Origin of the sequence: uncultured Amaricoccus sp., from assembly GCF_937891315.1 — a bacterium.
GTDB lineage: Bacteria > Pseudomonadota > Alphaproteobacteria > Rhodobacterales > Rhodobacteraceae > Amaricoccus.
The window spans coordinates 1-14,394 of sequence record NZ_CALAGI010000110.1 but is presented as its reverse complement, the minus strand read 5'-3'; the positions used below and the strand labels follow the sequence as shown (position 1 = coordinate 14,394).

The following is a 14,394-nucleotide window of genomic DNA, read 5'->3' as shown; positions in this document are numbered from 1 at the left end:
TAGCGCAATATCTTAGCCACCAGACGATTCCGTCTGGTTGGATATTGCTCTAGCGGACGATCCGGTTGTACTTGGCGCCGCCGAAGCTGGCGTCGGCGATCAGGCCCCGCTGGCCGAAGACGAGTTCCTGGATCGGGCGGTTGATGCGCGTGGTGGTGACGCCGGCGGAGACGCCCTGCTCGCCGCCGACCACCTGACCGCCAACCCCGAGCTGCCAGCCGTCGGCGAGTCGGAAGTCCTGCAGCGCCTGGCTGGTCATGAAGAACAGCGCCTGATTGTACTGCGCCGCGCCGAAGGTGAAGCCGATCGACGCGAGCGACATCGAATAATATTCGACGATCGCCGGACCGATCAGCAGCGCGCCTTCGCCATAGGCGCCACTGGCGAAGAAGCCGACCTGGCTGATGTTCGGGATGATGAGAACGCCCTGCGCGGTCTGGTTCAACTGCTCCGCGCCGGGGATATTGTAGAGTTCGGACTGCGCCTTCGCCACCGCGGCGTCGATGGCGTTGCGTCGCGAATTCTCCTCCGTGCCCAAGGTCTCGGACGTGCACGCGGCAAGGCCTACGCCCCCCGCGATCATGAAACTGCGCCGGGTCCAGGAAGTCATGGACGCATCCTTTTGCTCGTTGCCTCTGTCATTGACCGATCGACCGTCGGTTTCCGGCCAAATGTTAACACGTTTCGCCGACGTGCGCCAAGCACCCGCTGATTCGCGCGAGTCGCGAACCGCCGCTGGCGCGAAACGATCAGGTCCGCGTCGCCAGCGCACGGGCGGCGCGCGGCGCGAAATAGGTGAGCACCCCGTCGCAGCCGGCGCGCTTGAAGGCGGCGAGGCTTTCGAGCATCGCCCGCTCGCCGTCGAGCCAGCCGTTGGCGGCGGCCGCCTCGATCATCGCATATTCGCCGGACACCTGATAGGCGAAGGTCGGTACGCGATACTGGGCCTTCACCCGGGCGCAGATGTCGAGATAGGGCAGGCCGGGTTTCACCAGTACCATGTCCGCGCCCTCGGCAAGGTCGATCGCCACCTCGCGCAGCGCCTCGTCGGCGTTCGAAGGATCCATCTGATAGGTCTTCTTGTCGCCGCGCAGCGCGCCGGACGAGCCGACCGCGTCGCGGAACGGCCCGTAGAAGCAGGAGGCGTATTTCGCCGCGTAGCTCATGATCGCCACGTCGCAGAATTCATTTTCCTCCAGCGCCTGCCGGATCACCCCGATCCGGCCGTCCATCATGTCCGACGGCCCGAGGATATCGGCGCCGGCTTCGGCCTGGACCAGCGCCATCTGGCGCAGTGCGATCAGGGTTTCGTCATTCATTACCACGCCGTCGCGCACCAGCCCGTCGTGCCCGTCCGAATTGTAGGGGTCGAGCGCCACGTCGAGCAGGACGCCCAACTCGGGCACCGCCGCCTTGATCGCCCGCGTCGCGCGGCAGACGAGGTTTTCGGGGTTCCAGGCCTCGGTCGCCTCCGGATCCTTGTCGCTGGCGTCGGTATAGGGAAAGATCGCGACGCAAGGGATGCCGAGCTCCGCCGCCTCCCCGGCCGCCCGCACCGCCCGGTCGAGGCTGAGGCGCGAGACGCCGGGCAGCGAGGCCACCGGTTCCTCGGCATCGACCCCGTCCCGCACGAAGATCGGCCAGATGAGGTCCGCCGGGGTGAGCCGCGTCTCGGCGACCAGATCGCGAATCCACGGCGTCCGGCGCAGGCGGCGCGGGCGACCGTGCGGAAACGGGGCGGCGAGCGGGGTCATGGCGCCTCCTTTGACTGCGCCGCCGGGTTTGGCACGCCCGACGCCGCCGCTCAAGGCCCCCCGCCTTCGAGGTTGACGCTGGCGAGCCGCCGGGGCCACATCGCGGGGGCGACACAGGATCGCCCGGTGATATTCGAGCGTATCCGGTGATCCAGCCCTATATCCTGAGCGGCGTGAGCTTCTACAGCGTCTGGTACTGGATCCTGACCGTGGTGCTCTGGGCGCTGATCTGCCAGCGGCCGCTCGGCGTTCCCTATGACATGATCCTGCGCGCCGACCGCCTGCCGGAGGTCGCGGACCGGGTGGATTTCCTCGCCCACATTCAGGCGGAACGGCTGAACGGCCTGCGCGAGACCGTCGGCGGGCCGGCGGCGGCGCTGATCGGCTTCGGCCTTGCCATGCTCGCCGTGCTCGGCTTCGGCTTCGGGGTGGAGGTCGCGCAGGCGGGCTTCGCGCTGACCTTCCCGATGGCGATGGTCGCCGTCGCCACCCTCGCCCTCGCAGCGCGCGCGCGGCGCGAGGGCGCGCGCGGCGCGGACCTGCGTCGGCTGCTGGCCCGGCGGCGGTTCTGGAATCAGGTGATCTGCGTTTTGACGATCCTCGCCGCGACGCTGCTGGCGCTCACGCATCGTCCGGACATGTTCCCGCGATAGCCGCCGCGCCTTGCGGCGACCGAGGGCTTGCGCTAGGTCGCGGCCCATGACCCGCGCCGAGCCCCTGAGCCTTGGGCGGCTGCTCGTCGGCGGCTGTCCCGAGGGTTTCGATGCCCGCTTCCTCGCCGAGACCCTGGCGCGCGCCGCCGGGCCGGTGATCCATGTCGCGCGCGACGATGCCCGGCTGTCGGCGATCCGCGCGGCGCTCAGGTTCTTCGCGCCGGGCGTGCCGGTGCTGACCTTCCCGGCCTGGGACTGCCTGCCCTACGACCGGATCTCGCCCAATCCCGAGATCGCCGCCGCGCGCATGGCGACGCTGGCCGCGCTCGCGGGCGGGTTCGACCGGCCGGCCGTGGTGCTGACCACGGTCAACGCGGCGAGCCAGATGGTGCCGCCGCGGGCACGTCTGCGGGCCGCGAGCTTCACCGCCGCCGTCGGCCAGCGCGTTGACATGGCCGCGCTGCGGGCCTTTCTCGCCGGCGCGGGCTTCCAGCAGTCGGCGACGGTGACCGAGCCCGGCGATTTCGCGGTGCGTGGCGGCATCATCGACATCTTTCCGCCCGGTCGCGGCGGTCCGGTGCGGCTCGATCTTTTCGGCGACGTGCTCGACAGCGCCCGCCGCTTCGATCCCGAGAGCCAGCGCACCACCGAGAAGGTCGCCCGGGTCGAGCTCGCGCCGGTCAGCGAGGTGATCCTCGACGAGGCGGCGATCCAGCGCTTCCGCACCCGCTACCGCGAGAGCTTCGGCGCGGCGGGCCACGACGATCCGCTCTACGAGGCGATCAGCGCGGGGCGCAAGCTTCAGGGCTACGAGCACTGGCTGCCGTTCTTCCACGACGGGCTCGAGACGCTGTTCGACTATCTGCCGGGCGCGCCCGTCCTGCTCGACGACGAGGTCGGGCCGACGCGTCATGCCCGCTGGGAAGCACTGGCCGATGCCTACGAGACCCGGGTCGCGGCGCTGGCGGCGAAGTCGCGGCTCGGGACCGTCTACAAGCCCTGTCCGCCGGATCTCCTCTATCTCGACGAGACGGCCTGGGATCGGGCGCTGGCGGGGCGGGCGATCCGCCAGCTCGCGGTGCTGCCCCGACCGCTGGGCCCGGGGATCATCGACGCGGGCGGGCGCGTCGGCCGCGACTTCGCGCCCGAGCGCCAGCAGGAGGCGCTCAGCCTCTTCGGCGCGGTCGCGGCCCATGTCGCCGCGAAGCGCCGGACCTGCGACGTGGTGCTCGCGAACTATTCCAAGGGCGCGCGCGAGCGGATGGCGGGCCTGCTCGCCGACAGCGGTGTGACGGACGCCCGCGAAATCGCCCGCGCCGACGAGATCAAGGGCGAGAAGGGCGGCCTCTATCTCGCCGTCTGGAGCCTCGAGCACGGGTTCGAGGCGCCGGGACTGACCGTGATCGCCGAGCAGGACATCCTTGGCGACCGGCTGATCCGCGCGCCGCGGCGACGCAAGCGGGCCGAGAATTTCCTGACCGAGGCGGCGGGCCTGACGCCCAACGATCTCGTCGTGCATGTCGATCACGGCATCGGGCGCTACAAGGGTCTCGAGACCATCACCGCGCTCGGCGCGCCGCATGAATGCATCTCGCTGGAATACGCGGGCGGCGACAAGCTCTACCTGCCGGTCGAGAATATCGAGCTGCTCAGCCGCTATGGCCACGAGGAAGGGCTGCTCGACCGGCTCGGCGGCGGCGCGTGGCAGGCGAAGAAGGCGCGGCTGAAGGCGCGGATCCGCGACATGGCGGACCGGCTGATCCGGCTCGCCGCCGAGCGGACGCTGCGCAAGGGGCAGGTTCTGGCGCCACCGGAGCATCACGTCTGGGAGGAGTTCTGCGCGCGGTTTCCCTATGCCGAGACCGACGACCAGTTGAACGCCATCGCCGACGTGCTCGGCGACCTGGAATCGGGCCAGCCGATGGATCGACTGGTCTGCGGCGATGTCGGCTTCGGCAAGACCGAAGTGGCCTTGCGCGCGGCCTTCGTCGCGGCGATGTCAGGCGTCCAGGTCGCGGTGATCGCGCCGACGACGCTGCTGGCGCGGCAGCACTACAAGACCTTCTCCGAACGGTTCCGGGGCTTCCCGATCCGCATCCGGCCGCTCAGCCGCTTCGTGTCGGCGAAGGACGCGGCCGAGACGCGGGACGACCTCGCCAAGGGCAAGGTCGAGATCGTCGTCGGCACCCACGCGCTGCTGGCGAAATCGATCCGCTTCGCCGACCTCGGCCTCCTCGTCATCGACGAGGAGCAGCATTTCGGCGTGCAGCACAAGGAGCGGCTGAAGCAGCTGCGCTCGGACGTGCATGTCCTGACCCTCACCGCGACGCCGATCCCCCGCACGTTGCAACTCGCCCTTTCGGGCGTGCGCGAGCTCAGCCTGATCGCGACGCCGCCGGTCGATCGCCTCGCGGTCCGCACCTATGTCAGCGAATTCGACCCGGTGACGGTGCGCGAGGCCCTGCTGCGCGAGCATTACCGCGGCGGTCAGTCGTTCTATGTCGTGCCGCGCATCGCCGACATACCGGAGGTCGAGGAGTTCCTGCGCGATCAGATACCGGAGGTGAAGCTTGTCGTGGCGCACGGCCAGATGGCGCCGACCGAGCTCGACGACCGGATGAACGCCTTCTACGACGGCAAGTACGACGTGCTGCTTGCCACCAGCATCGTCGAATCCGGCCTCGACATCCCGGCGGCGAACACACTCGTCGTGCATCGCGCCGACATGTTCGGCCTTGCGCAGCTCTATCAGATCCGGGGGCGGGTCGGACGATCCAAGGCGCGGGCCTATGCCTTCTTCACCACCGAGCCGCGCAAGAAGCTGACGCCACAGGCGACCAAGCGCCTGCGCGTGCTCGGCAGCCTCGACAGCCTCGGCGCCGGTTTCACCCTCGCCTCGCAGGATCTCGATATCCGGGGCGCCGGCAATCTGCTCGGTGAAGAGCAGTCGGGCCAGATCCGCGAGGTGGGCTACGAGCTTTACCAGGACATGCTGCACGAGGCGATCGCCAAGCTGCGCTCGGGCGAGATCGAGATGGACGGCGACGGCGAATGGTCGCCGCAGATCAATCTCGGCGTGCCGGTGCTGATCCCCGAGGCCTATGTGACCGATCTCGACGTGCGGCTCGGCCTCTATCGCCGGCTTTCGGCGCTGGAGAAGAAGGTCGAGATGGAGGGATTCGCGGCGGAACTCATCGACCGCTTCGGCCCGCTGCCGCCCGAGGTCGATACGCTGCTCCTCGTCGTGCGGATCAAGGCGCTCTGCAAGCGGGCGGGCATCGCCCGGCTCGACGGCGGACCGAAGGGCGCCACGGTGCAGTTCCACAACGACAAGTTCGCCGATCCCGCCGGCCTCGTCACCTTCCTACAGGACCAGAAGGGCGCGGCCGTGATCAAGGACAACAGGATCGTCCTCCGTCGGGACTGGCCGGACGCGAAGACTCGCCTCGCTGGGGCCTTCATCGTCGCACGCGAACTCGCGGTGCTGGCAAAGCCGGTCGGCGCGGTCCGCGAGCGGACCTGACCGCGGGGGCGGCGAATGTGCCCGACAGGGCGCCTCGAACGGCGGGCCGCGATCCGAACTGGCCGCCGCTGTCGGAGACGCGCGGGAAATCGGGGCTGAAATCGGCGCGGACCCCGCGGATCTCCGCGTCCGGCCGCTCGAAGGACGGCGGGGGTCAATCGCCGGTTTCGCCACGCCGCAACGCCCGCCGCACAAGCTTGCCGGCGGCGTTTCGCGGCAGCGCATCCACGGCGACGAAGCGGCGCGGGCATTTGTACCGGGCGAGGCGCGCGGCGCAGTGGGCGGCGAGGTCGGCGTCCGGGACGGGGTCGGTCACGGGAACGTAATAGGCGGCGATGATCTCGACGCCGGGCCGCGCGGGCTCGGCCACCGCCGCCGCCTCGGCGACGCCGGGATGGTCGAGAAGCGCTGCCTCGACCTCGGCCGGACTGACGCGGAAACCGCCGGCGTTCATGAGATCGTCGGCCCGGCCGAGATATTCGAGCGTGTCGTCCTCATGCAGCGTCGCGCGGTCGCCGGTGACGAACCATTCGCCGCGAAAAACCGCCGCCGTCTCCTCGGGTCGCCGCCAGTAGCCGAGCATCAGGCCGGGATCGCGGCGCGACACGGCGAGCAGGCCCGGCACGCCACGCGGCACCGGTTCCTCGCCGTCATCGGCGAGCACGGCGACGCGGCGCCCCGGCTGCGGACGACCGGCGCGGCCGGGCACGGGCGGAGAGTTGGGCGAAAAGGAGATGTAGGTCGAGATCTCGGACATGCCGAGCGCCTCGTAGATCGGCTTGCCGGTCGCTTCCGTCCAGGCGCGCGCCACGGCCGCGGGCAGTGCTTCGCCGGCGCTGAGGCCGTGGCGCAGGCGCGCGAAGCCGGTCAGATCGGCCTTCGCGCCCAGCATCTGGCGATAGACCCCGGGCGTGCCGGCGAAGATCGTCGCGCCATGCGCGGCGGCGAGCGCCGGCCAGACCGCGCGGTCGGGCGGCCCCGAATAGAGCAGGGCCCGCGCGCCGCGCGCCCAGGGGTCGGTCAGGCCGGCGCCAAGGGTGAAGGTCCAGTTGAAGGCCCCCGCGTGCAGGACGCGATCCTCGGGGGTCAGCCCGTACCAGCCCTCCCACATCATGCGCCGCGCCCAGGCCGCGCGCTGTGCGAGGACGACACCCTTCGGCCGGCCGCCGGTGCCGGAGGTATAGACCACGAAGGCCGGATCATCGGGCGCCGTCCCGGCGAAGTCCGCGGGGGGCGCGTCGCGCAGCGCGGCGATCTCCCCGGGGCCGATCATGGCCGTGCCCTCCGCCGGCTCGAAGCCCGCGCCGACGCAGGCGAAGCGCGGTTCGAGATCGGCGACGATACCGGCGACCTCGCGCGCGGTAAGCTGGCCCGAGACCGGGACCGGCACCGCGCCGAGCGCGTTCGTCGCGAAGAACAGGATCGGGAAGTCGGAGACATTGCCGAGGCGCAGCAGAACCCGATCTCCGCGCGTGAGCCCCCGGGCCGCGAGACCACCGGCGGCGCGCAGCACCGTCTCGCGGAGCGCGCCGTGGGTCCAGGTCTCGACGATCTCGCCCGGAGCGCGGGCGACTTCGAGCGCGATCCTGTCCGGTGTCGCGCGACCGGCCTCGAATGTATGACGGGCCATGTTGAAGGGCGCGGGGCAGGGGGCGAAAGGCCCCCGATCGAACAGCGAGACGCTCACCGGGCGAGCTCCCGGATGCCCTCGTCGAGGCCGGCGAGCGTCATCGGATACATCCGCCCGCCGAAGAGGCGCGAGATCATCGCGACCGACTGGTTGTAGTCCCAGGCCGCCCGCGGCAGTGGATTGATCCAGATCGCATGGCTCCAGGCCGCGAGAACGCGCGTCAGCCACTCGGCGCCGCTGAGCTCGTTCCAGTGTTCGTTGGCGCCGCCCGGATGGGTGATCTCGTAGGGCGACATCGCGGCGTCGCCGACGAAGACGCAGCGATAGTCCGGGCCATAGGTGCGCAGAATGTCCTCGGTCCGCAGTTGCGCGTCCCAGCGGCGACGGTTGTCGCGCCAGAGGCCCTCGTAGACGCAATTGTGGAAATAGAAATGCTCCAGATGGCGGAACTCGGCGCGGGCGGCGGAGAACAGCTCCTCGACCTTGCGCACATGCGGGTCCATCGAGCCGCCGACATCGAGGAACAGAAGCACCTTGACCGCGTTGCGCCGTTCCGGCCGCGTCACCACGTCGAGCCAGCCCTGATGCGCCGTGGCCTGGATGGTCCCCGGCAGGTCGAGCTCGTCCGCCGCCCCCTCGCGCGCCCAGCGGCGCAGGCGGCGGAGCGCGAGCTTGATCGCGCGCGTGCCGATCTCCACCCCGTCGTCGAGATCGCGGAACTCGCGCTTGTCCCAGACCTTGACCGCCCGCTGGTGGCGGCTCTCGTCCTGACCGACGCGGACGCCCTCCGGATTGTAGCCGTAGGCGCCGAACGGCGAGGTGCCGGCCGTGCCGATCCATTTCGAGCCGCCCTGATGCCGGCCCTTCTGCTCGGCGAGGCGCTTTGCCAGCGTTTCCATCAGCTTGTCGAAGCCGCCGAGCGCCTCGATCTCGGCCCGTTCCTCGGGCGACAGGTGCCTTTCGGCGAGCTTGCGCAGCCAGTCGGCGGGGAGGGCGGTCGCTTCGGGGCCAGCGCCCGCCGATCCTTCGGCTTCCAGCCCACCGAAGGTGGCGGCGAACACCTTGTCGAACCGATCGATGTGCCGTTCATCCTTCACCAGCGCGGCTCGGGCAAGATAGTAGAACGCCTCGGCGTCGTAGGTGGCGATCCGGGCCTGGAGCGCCTCGAGCAGGGTGAGATATTCGCGGAGCGAGACGGGAATCCGGGCGGCGCGCAAATCCTCGAAAAAGCGCGTATACATGCCTAGAGCCAGCCGAAGCGCACGGCGAGAATCCAGGCGGTGAACACCGCCAGCGTCAGGGCGATGCCGTGGGCGGCGGCGTATTGCAGCTTGTCGAGTCGGTCGCCACCGGCGAGGGCCGCGCGCCGCCAGCCGACCAGCATTCCGATGGCGAAGGCGAGCGTCAGTACCATGCGGGGGACCTTACTGTTTCTGGCTGGCGAGCAGAGCGGTCAACTGGGCCTGTTCGCGCCCCAGCGAGCCGTCCGCGTCGCCGAAGCCATAGCGCGCCCACCGGAGCGAGTCGAGCCGCGCCGCCTCGGCCTCGGGCAGCCGGTCGAGCTGGGCCAGCGCCTCGGCCTTGATGGCGAGCAGGCTCGCGACCAGCACCGCGTTCTGACCGGCGATGGCGTCGGGGACATGCTTGTCGGCGAGCGCGATCGCCGCCTCCGGCTGGCCGAGGCCGGAGGCCAGCGCGGCCATATGCACGCCCGCCTGCGCCGTGCGAATGTCATGCGGCCCGAGCTTGGTCTGGAAAAGGTCGTAGGCCTCGGTGAAATTCGCGGCGGCGAGCGCGGGGTCGCCCCGCAGGTTCATCCGGCCGAGGGTCAGCAGCGCCACGCCGAGCCGGTGGTCGATGGGACGCATCTCCTCCGCGCTCTGCACGGCGCGGCGCGCGGCCGCCAGCCGTTCGCCGCGGCCGACGTCATGCGCCTGGGCGGCCTCGATCGCCTCGGCGAAAACCCGTGACTCCGGCTGGCGTGGCTGGCGGGGCAGGCGGCGGCCCTTGGGGTTCACCTTGTCGAGAACGCGGGGCAGGACCGCCGCGGCCTCCTTTCGCGTCATGCCGCTGCGAAGTTCAGGCTGGTAGAGGGCGCGCAGGATCGTCATGTCGAAGGCGGTCGGGGCGCCGTGGAAATTGTCGTCGTTCCAGATGGAATCCGGCAGGCGATACAGATCGTTCGCGGGGCCCAGCGCCTGGGTGATCTCCTCGGCGAGGCAGTCGCGCACGTCCTGCGGCGTGGTGTCGAGCGGCAGGAAGATCGCCGCCTCGCCGAGGCTTTTCTGTTCGGACCAGCGCGGATGGGTCTCGGCGCGCCGGCTCTGGAAGCCTTGCCAGTCGCGTTCCCCGGGGACGATGAAACAGGCGGCGGTCGGGAACACCCGGGCGATGCGCGAGGCCGGCACCGCCTCGATGAAGATCTGTGCCTGCTCGGGATCGCGGGTCTCGGCGATGTCGATGCCGGCCTCCACCCGCAGCCGATGGAGCAGCGCCTCGAGATCCGGGCGATAGCTCGCGAGGCTGGGCGAGCGCAGATAGACCCGGACCGGTGTCTCGTAGCGCAGCAGCGCCGGCAGGGGTTCGCCGCTTTCGAGCGCGAAGGTGAGGTCGAGGAAATCCTGTGCCAGATCGCGGTTCGAGCGGGCGATGCCCTTTGGCAGCGTCTGCGGCGCGAAGCGCACGCTGCTCAGCTCCGGCCCCTGCGTCGGCGCGACCGCGCAACCGGCGAGCAGGAACGCCGTCAGCAGCGCGATCAGCAGCGGCGGCGCGTATGCGCTCGGCGCGAGGGCGGCGGGCTGGCGAGCGCGCATGGACGCCTCCCTCAGCGGCGGTATTTGATGAAGGGGGTCGCGGTTCCCACCCGGTCATAGAGCTGGCGCGCGGTGGTATTGAAGGTCTGGGTCAGCCAATAGACATTCGGCCGTCCGGCCGCGTCGGCGGCGGCGTAGACCGCCTCGATCAGCCGGCGCCCGGCGCCCGTGCCGCGCGCCTCGGGTACCACGTAGAGATCCTGCAGATAGCAGACCTCCTCGATCTGCCAGCCATGGCGATGAAAGATGTAGTGCACGAGACCGACGGGGGCGCCATCAAGCAGCGCGAGCAGACCGTGATAGTCGGTCACCGCGGGGTCGGTCAGCCGGGCAAAGCTGGCCCGGTAGATTTCATCGTCGAGCACCGTCTCGTAGTAGTCGAGATAGCCGCGCCACAGCAACCGCCACGCGACCTCGTCCGACGGCGCGATCGGGCGAATCGAGACCGTCATGGCCTCGACCCGCTCGCCGTACGTGTCTGGATCAGCCGCGCAGGCGGCGGGCGTTTGACCGCGTCTTGGTGCGATAGGGCTTCAGGGCCGCCGAGGCGATGCCGATCGCGTCCCCGCCGCGAGCCGCCGCGACCGTCGCCCGCTCTGTTGCGCTTGCGAAGGCGGTCGCCTTCTCCAGCACCATCGCCACCGCCTCGGGCCGGCTCATCTCGCCGGAGGCGATCTTCATTGTGCGGCGAAAGATCACTTCGCTGGCGTTCAGACTGATGTCGACGCAGGCGGTTGTCAGTTTCACCCATGAATTCAGGAACTCGGGGTAGCTCCAAATGCGGCCCATCATCTGTCCTCCATTTATGTTGCACTGCACAATGGCATGGGCGGCGGCCGGTGTCACGCGCCAATGCACGGGCGATGATCATGGCCGCCGACCGCGTGTCAGGAAAGCGAGACGTTCGAACAGATGGACATCCTGCTCGTTCTTCAGTAGCGCCCCGTGCAGCCGGGGCAGGGCGCTCGCCGCGTCGCGCCGCAGATCCTCGGGTGCCAGATCCTCGGCCAGCAGCAGGCGCAGCCAGTCGAGTACCTCCGACGTCGACGGCTTCTTGCGCAGGCCCGGCGTCTCGCGGATTTCGAAGAATTCGGTCAGCGCGGCGCGGATCAGCCCCGGTTTGATGCCGGGGAAATGCACATCGACGATGCGCGCCAGCGTCTCGGTGTCGGGAAAGCGGATATAGTGGAAGAAGCAACGGCGCAGGAAGGCGTCCGGCAGTTCCTTCTCGTTGTTCGAGGTGATGATGACGATCGGGCGGCTGACGGCCCGGACCGTCTCGCCGGTCTCGTAGACGAAGAACTCCATCCGGTCGAGTTCCTGCAGCAGATCGTTCGGAAACTCGATATCGGCCTTGTCGATCTCGTCGATCAGCAGCACGACCTTGTCCGGCGCGGTGAAGGCCCGCCAGACCGGGCCGGGGCGGATGTAGTTGCGGACGTCATGCACGCGCTCGTCGCCGAGCTGGCTGTCGCGCAGCCGGCTGACCGCGTCGTATTCATAGAGGCCCTGCGCCGCCTTGGTGGTCGATTTCACATGCCATTCGATCAGCGGCAGACCGAGGCTGGCCGCGATCTGGCGCGCGAGTTCCGTCTTGCCGGTGCCGGGCTCTCCCTTGACGAGCAGGGGGCGCTCCAGAGTGATCGCCGCGTTAACGGCGACGGTCATGTCGGGCGTCGCGACATAATGCTCGGTCCCGGTGAATTTCATCGATTCTTCCGCCCGTTGCCCGACTTCGCGGCGGTTACCCTAACATCCCGCGATCGTTAGGCAAGTTTCCTTATGTTCCGCGTGACAAGCTTCACCAAACCTTATATCGGGAGGCGGCGAAACGGTCGGGGCCAAGCGATCCGCTCAAGCGAGACCCGAGGGCGGTTTGTTCGGCAGACGTGTTATGTGAGGTGACTAGTCGATGAAGGCCGAAACCAAGTTCGACGTCGAGTACCAGCCAACCGAAGACGAACCCTTCATGAACCCCCGCCAGCTCGACTATTTCCGGCGCAAGCTGCTTGCCTGGAAGGTGTCTATCCTGGCCGAGAGCAAGGGCACGATCGAAACGATGCAGGAGGGGACCCGAAATATCCCCGACATCGCCGATCGCGCTTCCGAGGAGACGGACCGCGCGCTGGAACTGCGCACCCGCGACCGGCAGCGCAAGGTCGTCTCCAAGATCGACGCGGCGCTGCGCCGGATCGAAGACGGCAGCTACGGCTATTGCGAGGAGACGGGCGAGCCGATTTCGCTGCGCCGACTCGATGCCCGGCCGATCGCGACCCTGAGCCTCGAGGCGCAGGAACGCCACGAGCGCAAGGAGCGCGTGCACCGCGACGACTGACCACGGTCCGGCGGGCCGAACTCCAGCTTGATCCCCCGGGGATCGCTCGTTTGGCGGTCCCGGTGCGTTGACCTCCGGCGCCTGCCTTCGTCGTCAGCTGGTGACGGGGGCGCAGGTCAGGGGCGTGTCGGTGACGTCGGTCATCGTCTGGGTCATCGGCGTATCCTGGCCGTCCAGGGTTTCGATGATCAGGATCTGATCGCCGAGCCGCGCGTGCCGGAAGCAGGCGGTGCCCTGCCCATCCCAGTGAAAGCAATAGCGCGGCGCCTCGTAGTCCCAGGTGCCCTGCAGGCAGCTGCCGTCATTGACCTGCAGCGTCACCCGATTGGTGCCGGGATAGTAATGCTCCAGTGCCCAGAACTGGCCGTTGATCCGGTAGGTAAGCGTCCGCCCCATGGCCATCGCTTCCCATTCGTCGGGCGGGATATTGACCGCGTCGGCGATGCTGTCCGCGGCGCGCGCCGCGAGGGGGAGCGCGAGGGCGGCGAGAAGGGGGACAAGAGTCAGGCGCATGTTCGCTCCGGTTCGGCCGTGCCTTTCGCGCGACCATAGCGCCCGGCCGTCCGGCTCGCCAGTGTTCCCCGATCACGACCGCGAACCGTCGGTTTCAGCGCGCTTTTCAACCGCGGTGGCGCGGCGTATCCCTCGGCCCGTTAACCAAACCTTTGTCCCGGCGCGTGCCAATGGCGCGACCCAAGGGCGGGAAGGGCTGCGGCATGCGGCGGGCGACGATCGGGATCGGGCTTCTCATGGGCGCGCTGACGCTCGGGCCGGCGACGCGGGGCGCCGATCTGGCAGGCGTGGCGCGGGTCAGCGACGGCGACACGCTGGTGATCGGCGACGCGCATGTCCGGCTGTTCGGCATCGACGCGCCGGAGAAGGCGCAGACCTGCGTCGATGCCCGCGGTCGCGACTGGGCCTGCGGCGCCGCCGCCCGCGCCCGGCTGACCGCGCTGGTCGCGGGCCAGCGCGTGCATTGCGCGCCCGTGGATCGCGACCGCTACGACCGGACCGTCGCCCGCTGCCGCGCCGGCGGGCGCGACCTCGGCGGCGTCATGGTGGCCGAGGGGCTCGCCTGGGCCTACACCCGCTACAGCGTGGCCTATGTGGAGACCGAGGCGCTGGCCCGCGCGGACCGCCGCGGGCTCTGGCAGGGCGAGGCCCAGGTGGCCTGGAGCTACCGCGCCCGCGCCTTCGTGCCGGCTTCCGGCGGCGACGACGCGGCCGACCGCGAATGCCGGATCAAGGGCAACATCAACGCCAGGGGCGAGCGGATCTATCACACACCGGACTCACGCTGGTACGCCCGCGTGCATGTGAACGAAGCCAAGGGCCAGCGCTGGTTCTGCGACGAGACCGAAGCCAGGGCCGCCGGCTGGCGCCCGGTGGGCGGCGGCGGGTAGGGGCGTGCCGCGCCGGGTTGAGCCGGCTTTTCGCGGTGGGGGTGGAGTTGCGCGAGGGCGGTCATGCCTCGATGGGGCGAAGCGCTTTGCATAGTGGATCGCGCGGGCCGAGCGATTGGTTGCACGGCTGGAGCGCTGGCTTTGGCGCGGCCCGCTTCCACACGTCAGACGTCCAGCTCCTCCTCGTCGACGAACCTCGCGTTTTCGGTGATGTACTGGAAGCGGAGCTCGGGGCGTTTGCCCATCAGGCGCTCGACGAGGTCGCCGGTCTCGCCCTCGTCCT

14 protein-coding genes are annotated in these 14,394 nt (G+C 69.5%); 4 read left to right on the top strand and 10 right to left on the bottom strand.

The genetic code is table 11. The features are described from left to right. Positions 1 to 49 precede the first annotated feature (49 nt). Positions 50 to 610: a twin-arginine translocation pathway signal gene (locus Q0480_RS10365; protein WP_299132637.1), complete on the bottom strand. Its 561-nt coding sequence runs from the start codon at positions 608 to 610 to the stop codon at positions 50 to 52. A 139-nt stretch (positions 611 to 749) separates the two neighbouring features. Further along, the gene (gene hemB, locus Q0480_RS10360; RefSeq protein ID WP_299132636.1) at positions 750 to 1,754 is read right to left on the bottom strand and encodes a porphobilinogen synthase; all 1,005 of its coding nucleotides are present in this window, start codon (positions 1,752 to 1,754) and stop codon (positions 750 to 752) included. A gap of 146 nt (positions 1,755 to 1,900) precedes the next feature. On the opposite strand from hemB, the gene Q0480_RS10355 reads away from it, so the two are divergent. Both Q0480_RS10355 and mfd read left to right on the top strand, forming a co-directional pair. After that, positions 1,901 to 2,407 (top strand): component of SufBCD complex, encoded by a 507-nt coding sequence (locus tag Q0480_RS10355; RefSeq protein ID WP_299132635.1) that lies wholly within the window; start codon positions 1,901 to 1,903, stop codon positions 2,405 to 2,407. 46 nt (positions 2,408 to 2,453) lie between these two features. Then, a complete protein-coding gene (mfd, locus tag Q0480_RS10350; RefSeq protein WP_299132634.1) occupies positions 2,454 to 5,930 on the top strand; it encodes a transcription-repair coupling factor in 3,477 nt (1,158 codons plus the stop codon). 154 nt (positions 5,931 to 6,084) lie between these two features. Here the strand turns inward: mfd and Q0480_RS10345 are convergent, their stop codons facing one another. The 7 genes from Q0480_RS10345 to Q0480_RS10315 all read right to left on the bottom strand — a co-directional run bounded on the left by Q0480_RS10345 (position 6,085) and on the right by Q0480_RS10315 (position 12,083). Beyond that, positions 6,085 to 7,617, bottom strand: coding sequence for a class I adenylate-forming enzyme family protein (locus Q0480_RS10345; protein WP_366940841.1), 1,533 nt, complete (start codon positions 7,615 to 7,617; stop codon positions 6,085 to 6,087). Next, on the bottom strand, positions 7,614 to 8,801 hold the full coding sequence (locus Q0480_RS10340; protein ID WP_299132633.1) for a VWA domain-containing protein: 1,188 nt from the start codon (positions 8,799 to 8,801) through the stop codon (positions 7,614 to 7,616). The genes Q0480_RS10345 and Q0480_RS10340 overlap by 4 nt, the downstream gene beginning before the upstream one ends. Before the next feature lie 2 nt (positions 8,802 to 8,803). Then, a complete protein-coding gene (locus Q0480_RS10335) occupies positions 8,804 to 8,974 on the bottom strand; it encodes a hypothetical protein (RefSeq protein WP_299132632.1) in 171 nt (56 codons plus the stop codon). A 10-nt stretch (positions 8,975 to 8,984) separates the two neighbouring features. Continuing rightward, on the bottom strand, positions 8,985 to 10,373 hold the full coding sequence (locus tag Q0480_RS10330) for a DUF2927 domain-containing protein (protein ID WP_299132631.1): 1,389 nt from the start codon (positions 10,371 to 10,373) through the stop codon (positions 8,985 to 8,987). A gap of 11 nt (positions 10,374 to 10,384) precedes the next feature. After that, positions 10,385 to 10,825, bottom strand: a complete 441-nt coding sequence (locus tag Q0480_RS10325) for a GNAT family N-acetyltransferase (protein ID WP_299132629.1) — start codon at positions 10,823 to 10,825, stop codon at positions 10,385 to 10,387. 31 nt (positions 10,826 to 10,856) lie between these two features. Beyond that, positions 10,857 to 11,162, bottom strand: a complete 306-nt coding sequence (locus Q0480_RS10320) for a hypothetical protein (protein ID WP_299132627.1) — start codon at positions 11,160 to 11,162, stop codon at positions 10,857 to 10,859. Positions 11,163 to 11,240: 78 nt separating this feature from the next. Further along, on the bottom strand, positions 11,241 to 12,083 hold the full coding sequence (locus Q0480_RS10315) for a MoxR family ATPase (protein WP_299132625.1): 843 nt from the start codon (positions 12,081 to 12,083) through the stop codon (positions 11,241 to 11,243). 202 nt (positions 12,084 to 12,285) lie between these two features. Here Q0480_RS10315 and dksA point away from each other — a divergent pair, with 202 nt between their 5' ends. Beyond that, a complete protein-coding gene (gene dksA, locus Q0480_RS10310) occupies positions 12,286 to 12,708 on the top strand; it encodes an RNA polymerase-binding protein DksA (RefSeq protein ID WP_299132623.1) in 423 nt (140 codons plus the stop codon). Positions 12,709 to 12,801: 93 nt separating this feature from the next. On the opposite strand, the gene Q0480_RS10305 is transcribed toward dksA, so the two are convergent. Beyond that, positions 12,802 to 13,221: a hypothetical protein gene (locus Q0480_RS10305; RefSeq protein ID WP_299132622.1), complete on the bottom strand. Its 420-nt coding sequence runs from the start codon at positions 13,219 to 13,221 to the stop codon at positions 12,802 to 12,804. Positions 13,222 to 13,424: 203 nt separating this feature from the next. Between Q0480_RS10305 and Q0480_RS10300 the strand changes: the two genes are divergently transcribed. Continuing rightward, on the top strand, positions 13,425 to 14,111 hold the full coding sequence (locus Q0480_RS10300; protein ID WP_299132620.1) for a thermonuclease family protein: 687 nt from the start codon (positions 13,425 to 13,427) through the stop codon (positions 14,109 to 14,111). The last annotated feature ends 283 nt before the right edge of the window (positions 14,112 to 14,394 follow it).

Bases quoted from the DNA above. Each gene is read 5' to 3' on its own strand.
- Q0480_RS10320 (WP_299132627.1), bottom strand. From the start codon at position 11,162: ATGGGCCGCATTTGGAGCTACCCCGAGTTCCTGAATTCATGGGTGAAA.
- hemB (WP_299132636.1), bottom strand. From the start codon at position 1,754: ATGACCCCGCTCGCCGCCCCGTTTCCGCACGGTCGCCCGCGCCGCCTG.
- Q0480_RS10325 (WP_299132629.1), bottom strand. From the start codon at position 10,825: ATGACGGTCTCGATTCGCCCGATCGCGCCGTCGGACGAGGTCGCGTGG.
- mfd (WP_299132634.1), top strand. From the start codon at position 2,454: ATGACCCGCGCCGAGCCCCTGAGCCTTGGGCGGCTGCTCGTCGGCGGC.
- Q0480_RS10300 (WP_299132620.1), top strand. From the start codon at position 13,425: ATGCGGCGGGCGACGATCGGGATCGGGCTTCTCATGGGCGCGCTGACG.
- Q0480_RS10305 (WP_299132622.1), bottom strand. From the start codon at position 13,221: ATGCGCCTGACTCTTGTCCCCCTTCTCGCCGCCCTCGCGCTCCCCCTC.
- Q0480_RS10365 (WP_299132637.1), bottom strand. From the start codon at position 610: ATGACTTCCTGGACCCGGCGCAGTTTCATGATCGCGGGGGGCGTAGGC.
- Q0480_RS10340 (WP_299132633.1), bottom strand. From the start codon at position 8,801: ATGTATACGCGCTTTTTCGAGGATTTGCGCGCCGCCCGGATTCCCGTC.
- dksA (WP_299132623.1), top strand. From the start codon at position 12,286: ATGAAGGCCGAAACCAAGTTCGACGTCGAGTACCAGCCAACCGAAGAC.
- Q0480_RS10315 (WP_299132625.1), bottom strand. From the start codon at position 12,083: ATGAAATTCACCGGGACCGAGCATTATGTCGCGACGCCCGACATGACC.
- Q0480_RS10335 (WP_299132632.1), bottom strand. From the start codon at position 8,974: ATGGTACTGACGCTCGCCTTCGCCATCGGAATGCTGGTCGGCTGGCGG.
- Q0480_RS10330 (WP_299132631.1), bottom strand. From the start codon at position 10,373: ATGCGCGCTCGCCAGCCCGCCGCCCTCGCGCCGAGCGCATACGCGCCG.